This is a genomic window from Pseudomonas sp. IPO3778, assembly GCF_013386825.1.
GTDB lineage: Bacteria > Pseudomonadota > Gammaproteobacteria > Pseudomonadales > Pseudomonadaceae > Aquipseudomonas.
Map to the genome: position 1 here is coordinate 1 of NZ_JACARC010000032.1, position 18,146 is coordinate 18,146.

Annotated in this window: 18 protein-coding genes; 6 read left to right on the top strand and 12 right to left on the bottom strand. The window is 62.0% G+C overall.

Annotation, left to right across the window (positions count from 1 at the left end):
- Positions 1–123 precede the first annotated feature (123 nt).
- The 3 genes from HX855_RS15405 to HX855_RS15415 form a co-directional block, all read right to left on the bottom strand.
- The gene (locus HX855_RS15405; protein WP_177088892.1) at positions 124–582 is read right to left on the bottom strand and encodes an anti-sigma factor domain-containing protein; all 459 of its coding nucleotides are present in this window, start codon (positions 580–582) and stop codon (positions 124–126) included.
- An 85-nt stretch (positions 583–667) separates the two neighbouring features.
- Positions 668–1,345, bottom strand: coding sequence for an anti-sigma factor domain-containing protein (locus tag HX855_RS15410; RefSeq protein ID WP_177088891.1), 678 nt, complete (start codon positions 1,343–1,345; stop codon positions 668–670).
- Positions 1,342–1,977: a sigma-70 family RNA polymerase sigma factor gene (locus HX855_RS15415; protein ID WP_177088890.1), complete on the bottom strand. Its 636-nt coding sequence runs from the start codon at positions 1,975–1,977 to the stop codon at positions 1,342–1,344. Before HX855_RS15415 ends, HX855_RS15410 begins: the two co-directional genes overlap by 4 nt.
- A 153-nt stretch (positions 1,978–2,130) precedes the next feature.
- On the opposite strand from HX855_RS15415, the gene HX855_RS15420 reads away from it, so the two are divergent.
- Together HX855_RS15420 and HX855_RS15425 are read left to right on the top strand one after the other, a co-directional pair.
- Positions 2,131–2,700 carry a DUF2780 domain-containing protein gene (locus HX855_RS15420; protein ID WP_177088889.1) on the top strand — a complete coding sequence of 190 codons (570 nt, stop codon included), beginning with the start codon at positions 2,131–2,133 and terminating at the stop codon, positions 2,698–2,700.
- Positions 2,701–2,895: 195 nt separating this feature from the next.
- Positions 2,896–3,645 carry a hypothetical protein gene (locus HX855_RS15425; protein WP_177088888.1) on the top strand — a complete coding sequence of 250 codons (750 nt, stop codon included), beginning with the start codon at positions 2,896–2,898 and terminating at the stop codon, positions 3,643–3,645.
- A gap of 54 nt (positions 3,646–3,699) precedes the next feature.
- On the opposite strand, the gene HX855_RS15430 is transcribed toward HX855_RS15425, so the two are convergent.
- Positions 3,700–4,578 carry an acyltransferase gene (locus HX855_RS15430; RefSeq protein ID WP_177088887.1) on the bottom strand — a complete coding sequence of 293 codons (879 nt, stop codon included), beginning with the start codon at positions 4,576–4,578 and terminating at the stop codon, positions 3,700–3,702.
- A gap of 173 nt (positions 4,579–4,751) precedes the next feature.
- Here HX855_RS15430 and HX855_RS15435 point away from each other — a divergent pair, with 173 nt between their 5' ends.
- Genes HX855_RS15435 through creD form a run of 4 tightly spaced genes read left to right on the top strand, consistent with a single transcriptional unit; the run spans position 4,752 to position 8,752 of the window.
- The gene (locus HX855_RS15435) at positions 4,752–5,252 is read left to right on the top strand and encodes an ATP-dependent zinc protease (RefSeq protein WP_177088886.1); all 501 of its coding nucleotides are present in this window, start codon (positions 4,752–4,754) and stop codon (positions 5,250–5,252) included.
- A gap of 8 nt (positions 5,253–5,260) precedes the next feature.
- Positions 5,261–5,929: a two-component system response regulator CreB gene (creB, locus tag HX855_RS15440; protein WP_177088885.1), complete on the top strand. Its 669-nt coding sequence runs from the start codon at positions 5,261–5,263 to the stop codon at positions 5,927–5,929.
- Positions 5,929–7,368, top strand: coding sequence for a two-component system sensor histidine kinase CreC (creC, locus tag HX855_RS15445; RefSeq protein ID WP_177088884.1), 1,440 nt, complete (start codon positions 5,929–5,931; stop codon positions 7,366–7,368). The genes creB and creC overlap by 1 nt, the downstream gene beginning before the upstream one ends.
- Before the next feature lie 52 nt (positions 7,369–7,420).
- Positions 7,421–8,752 carry a cell envelope integrity protein CreD gene (creD, locus tag HX855_RS15450; RefSeq protein ID WP_177088883.1) on the top strand — a complete coding sequence of 444 codons (1,332 nt, stop codon included), beginning with the start codon at positions 7,421–7,423 and terminating at the stop codon, positions 8,750–8,752.
- A 204-nt stretch (positions 8,753–8,956) separates the two neighbouring features.
- Here the strand turns inward: creD and HX855_RS15455 are convergent, their stop codons facing one another.
- The 8 genes from HX855_RS15455 to HX855_RS15490 form a co-directional block, all read right to left on the bottom strand.
- A complete protein-coding gene (locus tag HX855_RS15455) occupies positions 8,957–9,586 on the bottom strand; it encodes a glutathione S-transferase (protein WP_177088882.1) in 630 nt (209 codons plus the stop codon).
- A 99-nt stretch (positions 9,587–9,685) separates the two neighbouring features.
- Positions 9,686–9,862 (bottom strand): hypothetical protein, encoded by a 177-nt coding sequence (locus HX855_RS15460; protein ID WP_177088881.1) that lies wholly within the window; start codon positions 9,860–9,862, stop codon positions 9,686–9,688.
- The gene (locus tag HX855_RS15465; RefSeq protein WP_177088880.1) at positions 9,859–10,962 is read right to left on the bottom strand and encodes a PepSY domain-containing protein; all 1,104 of its coding nucleotides are present in this window, start codon (positions 10,960–10,962) and stop codon (positions 9,859–9,861) included. Before HX855_RS15465 ends, HX855_RS15460 begins: the two co-directional genes overlap by 4 nt.
- A 62-nt stretch (positions 10,963–11,024) precedes the next feature.
- The gene (locus HX855_RS15470) at positions 11,025–13,454 is read right to left on the bottom strand and encodes a TonB-dependent siderophore receptor (RefSeq protein ID WP_177088879.1); all 2,430 of its coding nucleotides are present in this window, start codon (positions 13,452–13,454) and stop codon (positions 11,025–11,027) included.
- Between the two features lie 227 nt (positions 13,455–13,681).
- Entirely contained in the window at positions 13,682–14,662 is a 981-nt protein-coding gene (locus HX855_RS15475) for a FecR domain-containing protein (protein ID WP_177088878.1), read from the bottom strand.
- On the bottom strand, positions 14,659–15,177 hold the full coding sequence (locus HX855_RS15480) for an RNA polymerase sigma factor (RefSeq protein WP_177088877.1): 519 nt from the start codon (positions 15,175–15,177) through the stop codon (positions 14,659–14,661). Before HX855_RS15480 ends, HX855_RS15475 begins: the two co-directional genes overlap by 4 nt.
- A gap of 261 nt (positions 15,178–15,438) precedes the next feature.
- Complete coding sequence (locus HX855_RS15485) at positions 15,439–16,146, bottom strand: PolC-type DNA polymerase III (protein ID WP_177088876.1); 708 nt, start codon at positions 16,144–16,146, stop codon at positions 15,439–15,441.
- A complete protein-coding gene (locus HX855_RS15490; RefSeq protein ID WP_177088875.1) occupies positions 16,143–18,065 on the bottom strand; it encodes a putative nucleotidyltransferase substrate binding domain-containing protein in 1,923 nt (640 codons plus the stop codon). The genes HX855_RS15485 and HX855_RS15490 overlap by 4 nt, the downstream gene beginning before the upstream one ends.
- Positions 18,066–18,146 lie beyond the last annotated feature (81 nt).

The following is an 18,146-nucleotide window of genomic DNA, read 5'->3' on the forward strand; positions in this document are numbered from 1 at the left end:
ACGGTTACCGGGATAGCGAGTTCTTCTTCATGAAGATCAAGAGCGTCTTTCCCGGGAATCCGTGATGAACCAAAAAAAAGGCGACCTCAGGGTCGCCTTTTTTATGTCAGTGGATTGAGTGAATCAGCGAATCGCCAAAGCACCCTGATACACCGTTGGACCTGTCGGCTGCTTGCTCACCGAGCCGCCCTTGGTTTCCGAACTGACCATCAGCGTCACCGGTTTGCTGATCGACGCCTGCTGGCGCGGGTTGATGCCAATGATGCCTTTGCCGTCTTCAGGCAGCAGGCCCAGCGATACCGGTGCGCCGTCAGCCGGGACGGCCCACAGTTCCAGGCTTTGGTCCGGCGCCGGCGCGGTGGCGGCGATCGGCTGCACTTCGAGGTAATCCTTGTGGGCCACGATTTGCGTGGCCGGCTGCTGGGTAGTGTTCACCAGCAGTGCGGCAGACTTGACGCTGTCTTGGGTGTAGAGCGCCCCGCCGACGCCCGCCACTACCACCACACAGGCGCCGATGAACAGGCGCGGGCGGCTCCAGAATGAAGGCTTGTGCTCAATCACTTGGGGGTTGATCGCAGTCATTAGGCTCTTCCTGACATATTTTGTAGTCTTTTATGGACCCAGGTTACGGCGATCAGTTCCTCAATCCATCGACTCGAGCCTGGGATCAAAGTGATGCCAATTGGCCTTGATACAACACCGGCCCGGTCGGTTGCCCGGTTGGCGAGCCACCTTGCGGCTCAAGACTCACCGCCAGCGTCAACGGCGCCGTCAGCAGTGCCTGCTGTTCCTTGCTCAGCTGAATCCGGCCTTTACCCGACACGGGCACCAACCCGAGAGAAATCGGCTTGCCCCCCGGTGGAATCGCCCACAGCTCCAGGTCCCGTGCCTGCTCCACTGCGGCCAGCGTCAGTGGTTCAACCTGCAGATGGTCGGCGTACGCCTGGATCTTCAACGCCGGTTGCTGGTCAGCCGCCACCAGCGTGGCGTTGTATTCCACTCCAAGGTCGCGCTGGTACAGCACACCCACCAACACGGCGATCACCACCCCGCACGCCGCCGCCAACAACCGCAGGTTCATCCAGAACGGTTTCTTCGCCGGCATGTGCAGTACTTGCGGTTCAATACGCGCTTTGATCCCTTCCCACACATGATCCGGCACGGGCCGCTCGGGTAAAGGTCCGGTCAGGCTGGCGAGTGCATCCTGCCAGTGCCCCAGCTCGACCCGCAGGGCGGCATCGTCCAGCAGCAGGGCTTCAAAGCGCCGGCGGGCGGTGGTGGGCATCAGCCCTATGGCGTAGTCGGCCGCGAGGGCGCGGCGCAGAGCGGTGGTCTGGTAGTTCATGATTCAAGGCACCTGCGCAGGCGCTCCATGCCTCGGCGAATCCAGGATTTGACCGAGCCCAGGGGCGCCGCCAAGTGGTTGGCCAGTTCCGAGCAGGACAGGCCCTGGAAGTAAGCCACGGTAATTGATTGGCGCTGCATGCCCTCAAGGCTGTCCAGGCAGCGGTTCAGGGCGTGGGCCTCACGCTCGCTGTCGAGCAACTCATGGGCGCTGGGGCTTTCGTCGGCCATGGCGTCCTCCTGGCCTTCGCTCAAGGGGTGTTCGCGGTGTTTGCGCAACTGGTCGATGGCCAGGTTGCGGGTGATGTTGATCATCCAGGTCAGCGGCGCCGACAGGTGGGCTTCATAGCGCGAGGCGTTGAACCAGATGCGCACGAAGCTCTCTTGCAGCACCTCTTCGGCCAGATCCTGGCGCCCCATGAACCGCAGGGCGACACCGTGCAAGCGCGGGGAAACGCTGCGATAGAGCGTTTCGAACGCCTGGCGGTTACCCAGGGAACATTGGGCCAGCAATTGCCGTAGCTGATCAGCGTCGTGAGTCGAAATGGGGCTTCTCCAGGCACTTGCAACAGGGCGATGGGACGGCGCACGGTAAAGCGAGCAGGCTGAGGTTAGTCCAGCTTGGGCATTCATTCCATCTACCTCCGTGCGGCTCGTAGTGGATATACGCAGGGCACGGCGATTCGGATGCAGTGGTTTTCTGAACTAATCTGCAGGGAGGGAACAATCCTTCGGCGCACCCAGTCAAACCCCTGCTTTTAGCGCTTACTTTCAGAGGTTGTCTTGATGAAGATTTCACGCGGTTTTGCCCTGTCCTGCTTGTTGACCGTAGCGGCCAGCCCGGTGTTTGCGGCCGGTTTCAGCCTCGGCGATGTAGCCAATGCCGTTTCGGGTGCGCAGGGTGGCGACAAGGCGGCAGCGGCTGCACCCACCTCACAGACCGCCGGTCTGCTGGGCGCCCTGACCTCGCAACTGAACGTGACCCCCGAGCAGGCGGTTGGCGGCACCGGCGCGATGCTGGGCCTGGCCAAGAATAAACTGGGTGGCGGCGACTATTCCCAACTGACCCAGAGCGTTCCGGGCCTGGACAAGCTCTCCGGCAGCAACTCCCTGGGCAGCCTCGGCGCCCTGAGCGGCATGCTCGGCCAGACCGGCGGCAGCAAGACCTCGGGCCTGGATGGCGTACTGGGTAACGTGAAGGACACCAGCGACCTGAATACCGCGTTCAGCGCCCTGGGCATGGATGACAGCATGGTCGGCAAGTTTGCCCCGGTGATTCTGCAATACCTGGGCGGCCAGGGCGCCAACAGTTCGGTGCTGGGCAAGCTGGGCAGCATCTGGGGCGCCGGCAGCTAAAGGCCTTCCCGTCGGCGTTGCAGTTCCTGCGGCTAAATCGCCGTATTTACCATTGTTAATGGGACATACGGCGCAATGAGTTGTGATAGGGCGCCAGGAACCGTAGGACATGAGCTCACCACCTAAGAGTTACCTTTTTGAGTCTCGCGATAAGCGGCCTTTTGAAGGTAAATCAACTGACTTAGTGGTGACCTCATGACTTTGGTAAACGCTCCGCAAACTGCACCGAACGCTTTTTATCCTCAACTCACCGGGCTGGTCGGCCGGCCTGCTGAAACTCCCCAAAATCTGACGCAAAGCTTGGGGCTGCCTTCAGATCTGGTACAGAGTTTGCGCAATAGCTTGCAGGCTGTGCTTGAGGGAAACAATCCTGAGCGGGCAGTGAATAACCTGATGGCTGACCTGGAAAAATTTAAGACTTTTTACCATTCTGAAAACGGGACCGGCACCCCAGGAGCCAAAGAATGGCCAGCCGACAAAGGGCTTCCAACCAACTTCAAGGATTTTGTGAAGACGGCTGACGGCACGGCAAAAGAGTTCACTGAGGCCCAAGAATGGCCCGCCGACAAAGGAACTCCAACCAACTTCAAGGATTTTATGAAGACGGCTGACGGCACGGCAAAAGAGTTCACTGAGGCCCAAGAATGGCCCGCCGACAAAGGAACTCCAACCAACTTCAAGGATTTTGCGAAGGCTTCTGACGGTACGGTAAAAGAGTTGCCAATCGACGACAGCGGTTCTGTGCAGAATTCGGCCCCGACGGTGAGCACTGCAGCCATTGAGGTGATTGCACAGCTCGGTAAGTTCTTGAGCGCTACGACTACCGGAACAGACCTTAAGGCCGCAGCGGATGAATTGAGCTTGGCTTTGCAAAAGTTGTCAGAAAAAGGCACGCCTGAGCAGGCCCGCAACGCCATGGCCGAAGCTCTGGGTTTGTCGGTTTGAGTCAAGGTGTTCAAGGCGCGCGTTTGAGTGATTCAGCATCCACGACCGGTGCTTTTATCTGAAATACTCTTGAATGCGTTGGTCTTTCTCCCTCCAGAGCTGGTTGACCCAGTTCTGGACGGTCTGGCGAAACGCCGGATCGTTCTCGTAATCCCCCTGCCACAACGCCGGATCCAGCTCACGGGTACGGATATCAACGATCACCTTCGGCACCGCGCCGCTGATCAAGTCCCAGAAACCCGGAATGTGCTCCTGTGGATAAACCACGGTGACGTCGAGCACCGCATCCAGCTGTTCGCCCATCGCCGCCAACACGAACGCCACGCCGCCCGCCTTGGGCTTGAGCAGGCGCTCGAAGGGTGAACCCTGCTGTTGACGCTTGGCCTCGGTGAACCGCGTGCCTTCCAGGTAATTGACCACCGTGACCGGCTGGCGCTTGAACAGCTCACAGGCCTCTTTGGTGATCTTCAGGTCCTGGCCCGCCAGCTCCGGGTGTTTGGCCAGGAACGCCTTGCTGTAGCGCTTCATGAACGGGTAATCCAGCGCCCACCAGGCCAGCCCCAGGAAAGGCACCCAGATCAGTTCCTTTTTCAGGAAGAACTTGAAGAACGGCGTACGCCGGTTGAGGGTCTGGATCAGCGCCGGAATGTCGACCCAGGATTGGTGGTTGCTGATCACCAGATAGGAGGTGTCGCCCCGCAGGTCGTCACCGCCGCGAATGTCCCATTGGGTGGGGATGCACAGGGCGAAGATCAGCTTGTCGACCTCGGCCCAGGTTTCAGCGATCCACATCACCGCCCAGGAGGCATAATCGCGAAAGCGACCGGGGGCCACCAGTTTGAGCAGGGCAAACACCATCAACGGCCCGAACAGCACCAGGGTGTTGAGCAATAGCAGCAATGTGACGAAACAGCCGGTGAGCAGGCGGCGCATAAGTAACTCTTGGAATCATTTTTGGCCCGCCATGATAAGCAGCTTGGGTCTAGAGGCCAAATCGCAAATACGCTTACGAATGTTTCACAGCGGGCTGGGTATGTTGTGTGATCTAACTAAGCGGCGGTTTTGCAGTCTAGAATTGGCCCACCTATTTCAAGGAAACCTCCTACGTGAAATCCATCCTTGCCCTGCTAGCACTCGTGGCCTTGCCTGTCATGGCCGCCGAGCCGACCCTGTACGGTCGCTACGAATACATTCAACTGCCGGAAATCGGCGAGACCTTCAAGGCCAAGATGGATACCGGTGCGCTGACGGCCTCGCTGTCGGCCCGGGACATCGAGAGCTTCACCCGTGATGGCGATGACTGGGTACGCTTCCGCCTCGGCGGCAAGGACGCCACCAACAAGGTCTACGAGCACAAGGTCTCGCGCATCAGCAAAATCAAAAGCCGCGCCGACGAAGATGACGACAAGGACGAAGCCACCGTGGCCAAGCGCCCGGTGATCGACCTGGAAATGTGCCTGGGCAACGTCAAGCGCACCGTCGAGGTCAACCTCACCGACCGCAGCAGCTTCAACTACCCGCTGCTGATCGGCGCCAAGGCCTTGCGTGAATTCGGCGCTGCGGTAAACCCGGCACGTCGCTACACTGCCGACAAACCGGACTGCTGATTGAGACCATGCCGCACATCCTGATTGTCGAAGACGAAGCGGCCATCGCCGACACGCTGATTTTCGCCTTGCAAGGCGAGGGCTTCACCACCACCTGGCTAAGCCTCGGCCAGGCGGCGCTGGCCCATCAGCGGCAAACCCCGGCCGACCTGATCATCCTCGACATCGGCCTGCCGGACATCACCGGCTTTGAAACCTGCAAGCAATTGCGCCGCTTCAGTGAAGTGCCGGTGATATTCCTCAGTGCCCGGGATGGCGAGATTGACCGGGTGGTGGGCCTGGAGATCGGCGCTGACGACTATGTGGTCAAGCCGTTCAGCCCACGGGAAGTGGCGGCGCGGGTACGGGCGATTCTCAAGCGCGTGGCCCCGGTGGCGACGCCGGCGGTGTTCCAGGTGGACCATGAGCGGGTGCAGATTGGTTACCGTGGCCAGGCGCTGAGCCTGACGCGGCATGAGTTCCGTTTGCTCAATTGCTTGCTGGAGCAACCTGAGCGCGTCTTCAGCCGCGAACAGTTGCTGGACGCCGTGGGCGTGGCGGCGGACGCAGGCTACGAGCGCAATATCGACAGCCACATCAAAAGCGTGCGCAGCAAATTACGCACGGTGGCCCCCGACGCCGAGCCGATCCAGACCCATCGCGGCCTCGGCTACAGCTACAGCCCGGGCAACAGCTGATGCGCCTGGGGATCCGGTTCTTTCTGGTCTATGCGCTGTTTATCGGCCTGACCGGTTACTTCGTGCTCAGCACGGTGATGAAGGAAATCCGCCCCGGCGTACGCCAGTCCACCGAAGAAACCCTGGTGGACACCGCCAACCTGCTGGCGGAAATCCTGCGGCAGGACGTGAAGAACGGCACCCTCGGCCAGAGCCATTGGCCCGAACTGCTCAAGGCCTACGGCGAACGCCAGCCGGGCGCGAATATCTGGGGCCTGCCGAAGAACCAGGTCAACCACCGCATCTACGTCACCGACGCCAAGGGCATCGTGTTGCTGGACTCCACCGGCGAGGCGGTGGGCGAGGACTATTCGAAATGGAACGATGTGTACCTGACCCTGCGCGGTGAATACGGTGCGCGCTCCACCCGCAGCGAACTGGACGACCCGGCCTCGTCGGTGATGCACGTGGGCGCGCCGATCCGCGATAACGGGCAGATCATCGGTGTGGTCACCGTGGCCAAGCCCAACAGCTCGCTGCAACCCTATGTGGACCGCACCGAAGACCGGCTGCTGTGGTACGGCGCCGGGCTGGTGGGCCTGGGCCTGCTGTTTGGCGCGCTGTTGTCGTGGTGGTTGAGTGTCGCGCTGCGCCGGCTCACGGCGTACGCCCAGGCGGTGAGCGAAGGGCGGCGTGCCGAGTTGCCGCACTATCGCGGCGGTGAGCTGGAGCAGCTGTCCACCGCCGTGGAACACATGCGCACCCAGCTCGAAGGCAAGGCGTACGTCGAACGTTATGTGCACACCCTGACCCACGAATTGAAAAGCCCGCTGGCGGCGATTCGCGGCGCGGCGGAGCTGTTGCAGGGCGACATGTCCCGCGACCAGCAGCAGCGTTTCGTGGGCAATATCGACAGCGAAAGCGCGCGCTTGCAGCAGTTGATCGAACGCCTGCTGAACCTGGCGCAGGTGGAGCAGCGCCAGGGCCTGGAAGACCAGGCCAGTCTGTCGTTGGCAGCGCTGGTGGACGAAGTGCTCCAGGCCCAATGCGCACGCATCGAAGGCGCCGGGTTGCAGGTCGAGCAGGCGATTGCGGCAGATGTGCAGGTGTATGGCGAGCCGTTCCTGCTGCGTCAGGCCCTGGGCAACCTGCTGGACAATGCCCTGGATTTCACCCCGCCCGGCGGCACATTGCGGTTCAGCGCCCGGGCCGTGAATAACGGCATCGAATTCATGCTGTTCAACCAGGCCGAACCCATCCCCGAATACGCCTTGCCGCGCCTCAGTGAACGCTTCTATTCCCTGCCGCGCCCCGCCAGCGGGCGCAAGAGCACGGGCCTGGGGCTGAATTTTGTCGAGGAAGTGATGAAGCTGCACGGCGGCTCATTGCAGATCGGCAACGTGCCCGGCGGCGTGCAGGTCAAACTGCATCTCCACACAGTCTCCACATTCCCTTCATAAATCCCCCTCACGCGCTGCCCAGACTCTCCCCCATCAAAACAGGGAGAGCTTCATGAACCGCAATCTGCTTTTCAAACTGGGCGCCATCGCGCTGCTGATCGTGTTGTTGTTGATTCCGTTGCTGATGATCCACGGGGTGATTACCGACCGTCAGCAACTGCGCGACGACGTGTTGCAGGATATCGCCCGCAGTTCCAGCTACAGCCAGCGCCTCAGTGGCCCGGTGCTGGTGGTGCCGTATCGCAAGACCGTCCGGGAGTGGAAGCTCAATGAAAAGCTCAACGAACGCTACGAAGAAACCCGTGAGGTGCGCGGTCGTCTGTATTTCCTGCCGGAACACTTTGCCCTCGACGGCCAAGTGCAAACCGAAGTGCGCGCCCGGGGCATTTACCAGGCGCGGCTGTTCCATGCCGACAGCCGTATCAGCGGGCGGTTTGTGTTGCCGGAGCAATGGGGCATCAAGGAAAACATTGCCGATTACCGCTTTGATACGGCGTATCTGGCGGTGGGTATCAGCGACATTCGTGGCATCGAAAACGCGCTGAAGCTGGAGCTGGGCAGCCAGCAACTGGCGTTTTCGCCGGGCACTCAAGTGGCGTGGCTGGGGGAGGGCGTACACGTGATGCTGCCCGAGCAGGACAGCAAAAAACCGGCGTCTTTTGACTTCGCCTTCGACCTGCGCCTGCAAGGCACCGAGCAACTGCAAGTGGTGCCGGTGGGCAAGACCAGTCAGGTCAAGCTGGCGTCGAATTGGCCGCACCCGAGCTTTATCGGCAACTTCCTGCCGGCCCAGCGCGAGGTCTCTGCCCAAGGCTTTACGGCCAATTGGCAGACCACGTTTTTCTCCACCAACCTGGAAGAAGCCCTGCGCGGCTGCGCGTCGGACGCGGTGTGTGACGACTTCAACGGCCGCAGTTTTGGCGTGAGCTTTATCGACCCGGTGGACCAGTACCTCAAGAGTGACCGGGCGATCAAATACGCGCTGCTGTTTATCGCCCTGACGTTCGCCGGTTTCTTCCTGTTCGAGGTGCTCAAGAGCCTGGCGGTGCACCCGATCCAGTACGCACTGGTGGGGGTTGCCCTGGCATTTTTCTACCTGCTGTTGCTGTCGTTGTCGGAGCACATCGGATTTGGCCCGGCCTACCTGATCTCGGCGGCTGCCTGTGTGCTGTTGATTGGTTTTTACGTCTGCCATGTGTTGCGCAGCGTCGCCCATGGCCTGGGGTTTTCAGCGGGGTTGGCGGCGTTGTACGGCTTGTTGTACGGGCTGTTGAGTGCGGAGGATTACGCGTTGTTGATGGGTTCGCTGCTGTTGTTCGGGTTGCTGGGCACGGTGATGGTGCTGACCCGCAAGCTGGACTGGTATGGAGTGGGCAAGCGATGAGCCGGTCGTTGGGGTTGCGGGAAGATCAGCAGGAGGGGGCCCGCTTGGTGGCGAGGATTATCGGCTTTCTCACCGATTCTGCCGTCCACTGTAGGAGCGAGCTTGCTCGCGAAGAACCTGAGAGCGCCGCGTTAAACCAGATGCGCTGCGTTATCGTTGGCGACTTTCGCGAGCAAGCTCGCTCCTACAGGGAGGGCGTGGCGTTTAAATAGGCGGCTGGGTCTGCAGCATCGACGGGCGCTGACTCACCTCGGCATACCACGCCGCCAGCTTCGGATGGCTGGACCGCCACTGCATGCCCGGGTGGCGGAAGTCCAGGTAAGCCAAGGCGCATGCCACGCTGATCGCGGCCACGTCAAACGGCCCGGCCAGTTCGGCGATGGCGTCCTGTTCCAGCATGTCGAGGGCGCGGCGGATCTTGTCGCGCTGCCCTTCCAGCCACAGGTCCCAGTGTTTTTCCTCGGGACGCATGGCGGTTTCATAGCGCACCAGCACGGCGGCATCCATGATTCCGTCGGCGGTCGAGGCCAGGGTCAGGCGCCGCCAGCGGGCCGGGCCGTCGCGGGGGATCAGCGGGGTGCCGGTATGTTGGTGGTCGAAGTAGTCGAGGATCACCCGGCTGTCATGCAATACGTTGCCGTCGGCCAGGCGCAGCGCGGGGATCTTGCCCAGCGGGTTATCCAGGATCACATCGGCGTCAGGTTTGACCGGCGTGGGCACGCAGGCCTGCAAGGTCACGCCGTCCAGTTGGCCGGTCTCGTGCAACAGCACCCGTACTTTGCGCACAAACGGCGAGGCAGGGTTGTGGAACAACGTCATGCTAGGGGTGGACATGGGCATTCCTCTGTAGGAGCGAGCTTGCTCGCGAAAGGCGTCAACGATAACGCAGCGCGTCTGGTTTAACGCGGCGCTCTCAGGTTTTTCGCGAGCAAGCTAGCTCCTACAAAAGGCCCATACCCCAATTACCGCCGGAATACCCAGCCCGACCCAGCTCAACGAATCCCACAACCCGTCCCCCAGCAGTGCTGCAAACAGCCCGGCCGCACTCAGCAGCCCGATGGCCAGCGGAATGCCAAACACCTTCCAGAAACTCGACTGCCGCGGCTTCATGACGTGGCCGCCTTGCGCCGCACCCACCACAGGTACACGCCACTGCCCAGGACGATGATGGTCAGCACGTCCAGCACCGCCCAGAGGATCTTCATCGGCATGCCGCCGTAGTCACCGAAGTGCAGCGGCTGGGACATGCCCATGGCGTCCATGTACCACGGCCGTTCGGCGATGGCGGTGACTTCCAGGTTGCTGGCGTCGATCAACACCGGCGTCAGCAGGTGCGAGGTCAGGTGGGTGCTGCCTTTCATGAACACCGCGTAGTGATGCTCGCTGGAAAAGCGTGTGCCGGGGAACGCGATAAAGTCCGGCTCCATGCCGGGAGCGGCCTTGGCGGCGATCGTCAGCAGGTCGGTGGCGGGGGCGCGCAGGGTCAGCGGCGGGGCATTTTTGTAGGGTTCGATCATCGCGCTGAGGCTGTCGGTGCGCCAGGCGGCAATGATCAGGTCGGCGCAGGCGCTGATCACCCCGGTCACGCCCACCACCAACGCCCAGGTCAGGGTGACCACGCCGATCAGGTTGTGCAGGTCGAGCCAGCGCAGGCGCGTGGATTTGTCCTGGCGCACCGTGGCGAACTTCAGCCGGCGCATGAACGGCAGGTACAACACCGTGCCGGAGATGATCGCCAACACAAACAGGATGCCCATGAACGCCAGCAGCAACTTGCCCGGCAGCCCGGCGAACATATCGACGTGCAGGCGCAGCAGCACCATCGTCAGCCCGCCGTTGGCCGCAGGGGTTTCCACGGCTTCGCCGGTGCGGGCGTCGAGCATGAAGGTGTGGGAAGAATTGGGCTCGGTACCGGCGGTGGCGGCCATGATCGCGATCACGCCGTTCTTGTCGTCTTCGTCCCAGGCCAGGTATTGCATGGCTTCGCCGGGGCGATGGGCCTGAGCCTTGGCCACCAGTTGTTCGAGGTTCAGTTGCGGGGTGTCGGCGGGCATTTGCGCCAGCTCGGGCTCGTTGCCCAGCAGGTGATCGATCTCGTGGTGGAAGATCAATGGCAGGCCGGTGAGGGCGAGCAGCAGCAGGAATACGGTGCAGACGAGGCTGGTCCAGGTGTGGATGAAGGACCAGCGGCGGATGGTTTTGCTTTTCATGTTCTAGCCTTCAGACACACCGAAGCCGCCCACGGGGGCGGCCTGGTTGTTAACTCAGTCGATTACCACTGGTAGGTGGCACTGGCGACCACGCTGCGTTGGTCGCCGTAGTAGCAGTAGGAAGCATCACAGGTGGAAATGTAATCCTTGTCGAACAGGTTGGTGGCGTTCAGTTTCACCGATGCGCCTTTGAGGCTGTTGTCCAGGCGACCGAGGTCGTAATGCACGGACGCATCGAACACGGTGTAGGCGTTGGCCTTGCCCAGCCAGGTGTTGCCCTGGTCGCCATAGGTGTTGCCGGTGTAGCGGGCGCCCGCGCCAATCCCGAAGCCGTCGAGCACGCCGGCGTGCCAGGTGTAGTCGGTCCACAGGGAGGCTTGCTGGTTAGGCATCAGTTGCAGGCGGTTGCCTTTGTATTGGCCTTTTTGAACTTCAGATTTGGCCAGGGTGTACGCCGCGATGACCTTAAGGTTGTCGGTCACGTCGGACACGGCTTCCAGTTCCAGGCCCTTGACCTTCACTTCGCCGGTCTGGTCGGTGATGGATTGGCCACCGGCCCCGAAGCTGGTGACCAGCACGTTCTTTTGGGTCAGGTCATACACCGCAGCACTCAGCAGGGTGTTTGAGCCGGGTGGCTGGTACTTGACGCCCAATTCCCACTGCTTGCCTTCGGTGGGTTTGTAGGACTCGGTGGGCGAGACGCTGGCGTTGCTCGCCGGCTGGAACGATTCGGCGTAGGAGAGGTACGGCACGAAGCCAGAATCGAACACATAGCTCAGTGCGGCGTTGCCACTGAAATTCTTGCTGCGGTCGGTATTGGTTGCATCGTTTTTGTTGAAGTACGTGGTGCCTTGGTGCACCCAGTCTTCGCGACCGCCGAGGGTCAGGCGCCACTTGTCGAGGGCCATCTGGTCCTGGGCGTAAAGGCCGGTCTGGATGGTTTTCTGGTTGTAGTCGTAGTAAGCCGTGGAGCGCGCAGGGCGCACAACTGGTTGGGTGTTGATCGGGTTGAAAATGTTGACCGTCCCGGCGCCGCCGAAGATCGACAGGTATGAGGTGTCGGTGCGTTGGTGGTCCAGGCCGAGCAGCAGGGTGTGGGTGATGTCGCCCGTGGCGAAGTCAGCCTGGAAATTGTTGTCGACGGCGAACTGGCCGATGTTTTCGTCCACGTTGGTCGACGAGCGGCTGGTGTTGCCTTCGGCATCAATGGTCGAGTACCCGTAGGAGCCGACGGTCAGTTGCTGGAAGGACAATTCCGACTTGGTGTAACGCAGGTTCTGCTTGAACTGCCAGGTGTCGTTGAAGCGATGTTCAAAGGCATAGCCCAGGGCGTAGTAGGTGCGGTCGTAGTACTCGTAGTCCGGGTCGCCCAGGTTCTTGTGGTGTGACACATCGCCCAGTGGCGAGTGAATCTTGGTGCCTACAATCGGCAGGAACTGACTGGTGGCGCCCGTATCGTCGCGAGTGAACTGCGACAGGAAAGTCAGCTTGGTGTCGGTGTCGATATTCCAGGTCAGGCTGGGTGCGATGTTGTAGCGCTTGTTGTCGATGTGATCGACCTGAGTGCCGGCATCGCGCACCACGCCGCTGAGGCCGTAGAGAAATTTACCTTCATCATCAATCTTGCCGGTGCTGGCGAAGTTGATCTGGCGATAGTTGTCACTGCCGTATTGCACCTGGATGGCATTGCTCGATTCAGCGCTGGGGCGGCGGCTGACCATGTCCAGCAGGCCGCCCGGCGGGGTCTGGCCGTAGACCGACGAGGCAGGGCCCCGCAGCAGCGCGAGGCGGTCGAGGTTCCAGGTCTCGGCTTTCGGGTTGGCGTACACGCCGCGAGGCAGCGGCAGGCCGTCGAGGAATTGGGTGGGTTCGAAGCCGCGCACACGCATCCAGTCGTAGCGGGTGTCACTGCCATAGCTGGCGGACACGATGCCGGGCATGTACTTGACGGCGTCGTCCAGGTTCTGGACGTTGCGGTCCTGCATTTGCTCGCGGGTGGCGACCGAAATCGAGCGCGGGGCTTCGACCAGTGCCGTATCGGTCTTGGTGCCGGCAGCGGTGCGACTCGCCAGGTAACCATTAACCGGCCCCCACGCACTTTCCGCATCGGCCTGGCCCGTAATGCTCGTCTCCGGCAACGCCACAACCCCATCGGGAATCGCTACCAGGCTGAAGGTACCCGCACTGCTTTGCTCCAGTTGCAGGCCAGTGCCACGCAGCGCCTCGCGCAACGCACCCGGCGCATCAAACTGCCCTTTCACCGGTGCAGACGTCTTGCCCGCCGCCAACCCAGGGTTGAGCGTCAGCGCCAAGCCGGCCTGGCTGGCGATCTGGTTCAGGGCGGTGGCCAGCGGTGCTGCCGGCAGGTTGTAGGCGCGCACACTGGAGGCCTGTTCGGCGGCGATCAGCTGGGTGCTGGCCAGCGGGGCGCTGAGGGCAATGGCCACGGCCAACAGGCTGGGGCGCAACAAGGTGTCTAGCGTGCGGGACATACGGCGGCTCCTGAATGAAAATATTTCTCAATTGCCTATGTGCCGAACGAGATGCAGAAAGTGATAGGGCTGAATGAAAATAATTTGTATTTGATGAGCGGGGGTGACTTTGCGGGCCTCATCGCAGGCAAGCCAGCTCCCACAGTGGGCCAGGTTTATCAGGTTGAACACCGTCCACTGTGGGAGCTGGCTTGCCTGCGATAGCAATCGTTAAGCCGTCCCAAGGCTCAAGGTTGTGCCGCAGCCTTCGGCACCACCTCAACCCACCACGGCGTGTGCTGCTCGATGTGCACCGGCAGGGTCGGCAGCAACGCGTTCAGCGCCAGCTGGGTGTCGTGCAGCGGGAAGCTGCCGGTGATTCGCAGGTCGGCCACCTGTTTATCCACACCCAGGTACCCGGTGCGGTAGCGGCTCAGCTCAGCAACCACATCGCCGAGCCGCGCGTTGTCCACCACCAGCATGCCGCGGGTCCAGGCGTCGGTGCCGGGGCTCACGGCCAGCATCGGGCCGAGGCCGTCGCGGCGCATCAGCACTTGCTGGCCTTCCTTGAAGATCTGTTCCTGGTGCAGCGCCTCCGGCTGCGCGCCGACGGCAGACTGCAACACGCTGAGGCGCGTGCCGTCGTCTTCGCGCTTGACGATAAACCGCGTGCCCAGGGCGCGCAGGCTGCCTTCGCGGGTTTCGACAAAAAACGGGCGGGCGTCGTTGTGGCCGGTTTCGACGAGGATCTCGCCTTCCTGCAACACGATCAGCCGGCGTTTCTCGTCGAAGCGCACATCGATGGCGCTGTGGGTGTTGAGGTTGATCACGGTGCCGTCGGCCAGCTTCAACGTGCGTTGTTCACCGGTGGCGGTGCGCTGGTCGGCCAGCCAGTAGTTCAGCGGTAGGTAGCGCTGGCCGGCGAACAAGGCCAGGCCGCACACCAGCACCACACTGGCCAGGCCGCTGCCGAGCTTGCGCACGCGGCGGCGAATGCCCTCGCGCGACTGCAACAGCGCCGCACGCGCCGGGCCCGAGGCCACGCTGAAACGCTGATCGAGCATGCCCAACTGGCGCCAGGCCCGGGCGTGTTCTTCGTCGCCGGCCAGCCACTTGGCAAACTCTTCTCGCTCCACGGCGCTGCCGTCGCCCGAATCCAGGGACAGCTGCCAGGCAATGGCCGCGTCGAGCACCCGTGCCGACACCGGCTTGGAACTGGCCGGGCTCACAGAGGCTCGCCATACAGGGCGATATAGCACTGGCGAATGCCCTGGGCCAGGTACTGCCGCACACGGGGCACGGAAACCCCCAGGCGCTGGGCGATTTCGGCGTGGCCCAGGCCATCGAGGCGGTTATAGAGGAAAGCCGCGCGGGCCTTGCTGGACAGTTTGCCCAGCAAGCGGTCGATGGCCTTGAGGTCTTCGAGGATCAGTTGCTGTTCTTCCGGCGACGGGTGTTCGCTTTCCGGGATCAGCATCAGTTCGGTGAGGTACGCCTGTTCCAGCGCGGCGCGGCGGAAATAGTCGAACAGCAACCCTTTGGCGATGGCCACCAGAAACGCCCGTGGCTCGCGGGGTGCACGCAGTTCTTCACGGCCCAGCAGGCGCATGAAGGTGTCCTGGCTCAGGTCTTCGGCGCGACTGGGGCAGGCCACGTTGCGTCGCAGCCACGCCAACAGCCAGCCGCGATGGTCGCGGTACAACGCGCCAACAAGCTCACTCTGGGGACTTTGGGCTGACGACAAGGCAACACCGATCGTGAAGTTTAAACTAACGAGAATTATTCGCGATTGTGGCAGAGGCGTCGTACGGGTGCAATTGGCGTTGGTCGGGTGGCGGCGTAATGACATCTTTTATGATGATGCAGCTTGTTGTGGCGAGGGAGCTTGCTCCCGCTCGGCTGCGCAGCGGCCGCAATCCAGGCAATGCATTCACTCAGTAGGAGAGCGGTGGGCTGGTTTTGGGGGCGCTTCGCACCCCAGCGGGAGCAAGCTCCCTCGCCACGATTAAAAGGAGGGGGCTTGTTTGCGACGTTTCCACTGGCCAAGGCGCTCCTGCAAGGCCTTGGGGCTGTCGATCTGCTGCTGCCGCGCGCGGCTGAACAGAATCAACATCAACTCCGCCGTCGCCAGCGCATCGGCACTGGCATGGTGACGCTCACCCACCTGCAGCTTGAAATGCCCGATCCAGTCATCCAGCCCGGCTTCGCGGATGTTCGCGTCGGGGCACAGCAGCGGGGCGATGTCGGCCACGTCCAGAAAGGTGTGGGTCAGGCGATAGCCCAGGCTGTCCTTGAGGGCCCGGCAGAGCATGTGTTGATCAAAGGGCGCATGGAACGCCAGCAACGGGCTGTCGCCGACAAACGCCATAAAGTCCATCAACGCTTCAGCCGGATCACTGCCCGCCGCAATGGCGCTGGGCCCCAGGCCGTGGATCAGCACGCTGGGGCTGAGCTTGGTCTCGGCCCGTTGCAGGGTGCGTTCGAACAGTTGGGAAAAGTCCACCGCGCTGTCTTCGATCACCACCGCGCCGATGGAAAGTACTTGGTCACGATTGAGGTTCAGGCCACTGGTTTCCAGGTCTACAACCACCCAGCGCTGGTCCCGCAGCGAACCTGCCCCCAGTTCCCGAGGTTTGGGCAGTTGCTCGACCCGACGCTGTTGCGCTGCGTCCAGGCCCGGTTTGGCTTTGCGCAGCCAGCCAAACATGCTCACAGCTGGTACCGCAAGGTCAGGCTGCTTTGCAGGCGTTGGGCCTGGCGCAGGGATTCACGCAGGATGCGCCGGTCGAGGTGGTTGAGGCTGTCGGGGTCGACGCGGTTGGAGTAGGGCAGGTTCTCGCGGGTTTGCAGCTGGTGCTGTTGCATGCGGGTTTGTTGAATGAAGTGATAGGCCTCTTCATAGGCGGCACCGTCGAGGCGCTCGATGACGTCCTTGGCCACCAGTTGGCGCAAGCGCTCCAGGGTGTTGTTGGCGCTGATGCCATTGGCCAGGGCCAGCAGCCGGGCACCGTCGACAAAGGGCGTGAGGCCTTGCACCTTGAGGTCGAGTGTCGCCTTGTCGGCGCCTTTGCGCGTCAGCACGAAGTCCCGGAAGCGCCCCACCGGCGGGCGCTGGCGCAACGCGTTTTCGGCCAGCATGCGCTGGAACAAACGGTTGTCCGCCACCTGATCGAGAATGCCCTGGCGCAGTTGCTCGCACCCTTGCTCATCGCCCCAAACCACCCGCAGATCAAAATAGATGCTCGAACCCAACAGGTTCTCTGGCGTCGCTTCACGAATAAACCCGGCAAAGCGCCGCGCCCATTCCGCCCGGGACAGGCACAGTTCCGGGTTGCCGGCCATGATGTTGCCCTTGCACAGGGTAAACCCGCACAGCGCCAGGCTCTGGTTGACCTGGTGCGCCAGCGGCAACAAGCGGCCACGAATCTCGGCGGCTTCAGCGGCGTCTTTGGCTTCAAACAGAATGCCGTTGTCCTGGTCGGTATACAGCGTCTGCTCGCGGCGGCCCTCGCTGCCGAAGCACAGCCAGCTGAACGGCACGCCGGGGTCGCCCTTGTCGGCCAGGGTCAGTTCGATGACGCGGCACACCGTGTGATCGTTGAGCAACGTGATGATGTGAGTGATCTGGGTGGACGACGCACCGTGGGCCAGCATGCGCTCCACCAACTGGCCGATTTCGCCACGGATTGCCACCAGGTTGTCCACCCGGGGCGCGTTGCGGATGGTGCGGGCCAGGTGCACCAGGTCCACCCGTTGCAGGGAAAACAGGTCGCGTTCGGACACCACGCCACACAGGCGCTGATCCTTGACCAGGCACACGTGGGCGATATGCCGTTCGGTCATCGCAATGGCGGCGTCGAAGGCGCTGTGGTCCGGCGTGAGGAAGAACGGCGCCTGGGTCATATGGCGCTCGATGCCCTGATTGAAGTCGCTGGTGCCGTCAGCCACCACCTGGCGCAGGTCCCGCAGGGTGAAAATCCCCAGGGGCGCCTTGTGCTCGTCGACGATCACGATGCTGCCCACTTGCTGCTCGTGCATCAGCGTGACGGCTTCGCGCAGCGGTGTCTGCGGGCTGCAGCTCACCGGGTGACGCATGGCCAGCTCGCCCAGGCGGGTGTTCAGCGAATATTGCGTGCCGAGGGTTTCCACGGCCTTTTGCTGGACTTGCTGGTTGACCTGATCCAGCAGGCTGCTGACGCCGCGCAAGGCAAAGTCACGAAACGCGCTGGAAAGGGCGAACAGCTTGATAAAGGCCGGCTTGTTCAACTGCAGGCAGAAGGTGTCTTCGGCGGCTTTGTGCTCGGTGCGGGTCGCCCGCTCGCCCAGCAGCGCCGCCAGCGGGAAGCACTCACCGGTGGTGATTTCAAAGGTGGTTTCTGTCGAGTCCGGCCGCTCACCGACCACACGGCCCTGCTTGACGATGTAAAAGTGTTCCACCGGCCCGCCCGAGGGCTTGAGAATGCTCTCGCCGGGGCCGTAGAAGCGCAATTGGCACTGCTCTACCAGAAAACCCAAGTGGGCGTTTTCCATCTGGTTGAACGGCGGGAAACGTTGCAGGAATTGCAGGGTGCCGTGGATGTTCTGCAACACAGCGGTTTTCCCCGCTTGTGTGAAAGCATCAGCTTTACTCATACCTATGACCGCAGTTTTTTTGTCGTTATCGTGCCTCATGGTCGACTTCTGCGCTGCGGGTGCCCATTGGACGTAAGTCTA

Coding starts and splice junctions, on each gene's coding strand:
- HX855_RS15405 (WP_177088892.1), bottom strand. CDS start 582: ATGACTGCGATCAACCCCCAAGTGATTGAGCACAAGCCTTCATTCTGG.
- HX855_RS15410 (WP_177088891.1), bottom strand. CDS start 1,345: ATGAACTACCAGACCACCGCTCTGCGCCGCGCCCTCGCGGCCGACTAC.
- HX855_RS15415 (WP_177088890.1), bottom strand. CDS start 1,977: ATGAATGCCCAAGCTGGACTAACCTCAGCCTGCTCGCTTTACCGTGCG.
- HX855_RS15420 (WP_177088889.1), top strand. CDS start 2,131: ATGAAGATTTCACGCGGTTTTGCCCTGTCCTGCTTGTTGACCGTAGCG.
- HX855_RS15425 (WP_177088888.1), top strand. CDS start 2,896: ATGACTTTGGTAAACGCTCCGCAAACTGCACCGAACGCTTTTTATCCT.
- HX855_RS15430 (WP_177088887.1), bottom strand. CDS start 4,578: ATGCGCCGCCTGCTCACCGGCTGTTTCGTCACATTGCTGCTATTGCTC.
- creB (WP_177088885.1), top strand. CDS start 5,261: ATGCCGCACATCCTGATTGTCGAAGACGAAGCGGCCATCGCCGACACG.
- creC (WP_177088884.1), top strand. CDS start 5,929: ATGCGCCTGGGGATCCGGTTCTTTCTGGTCTATGCGCTGTTTATCGGC.
- creD (WP_177088883.1), top strand. CDS start 7,421: ATGAACCGCAATCTGCTTTTCAAACTGGGCGCCATCGCGCTGCTGATC.
- HX855_RS15455 (WP_177088882.1), bottom strand. CDS start 9,586: ATGTCCACCCCTAGCATGACGTTGTTCCACAACCCTGCCTCGCCGTTT.
- HX855_RS15460 (WP_177088881.1), bottom strand. CDS start 9,862: ATGAAGCCGCGGCAGTCGAGTTTCTGGAAGGTGTTTGGCATTCCGCTG.
- HX855_RS15465 (WP_177088880.1), bottom strand. CDS start 10,962: ATGAAAAGCAAAACCATCCGCCGCTGGTCCTTCATCCACACCTGGACC.
- HX855_RS15470 (WP_177088879.1), bottom strand. CDS start 13,454: ATGTCCCGCACGCTAGACACCTTGTTGCGCCCCAGCCTGTTGGCCGTG.
- HX855_RS15490 (WP_177088875.1), bottom strand. CDS start 18,065: ATGAGTAAAGCTGATGCTTTCACACAAGCGGGGAAAACCGCTGTGTTG.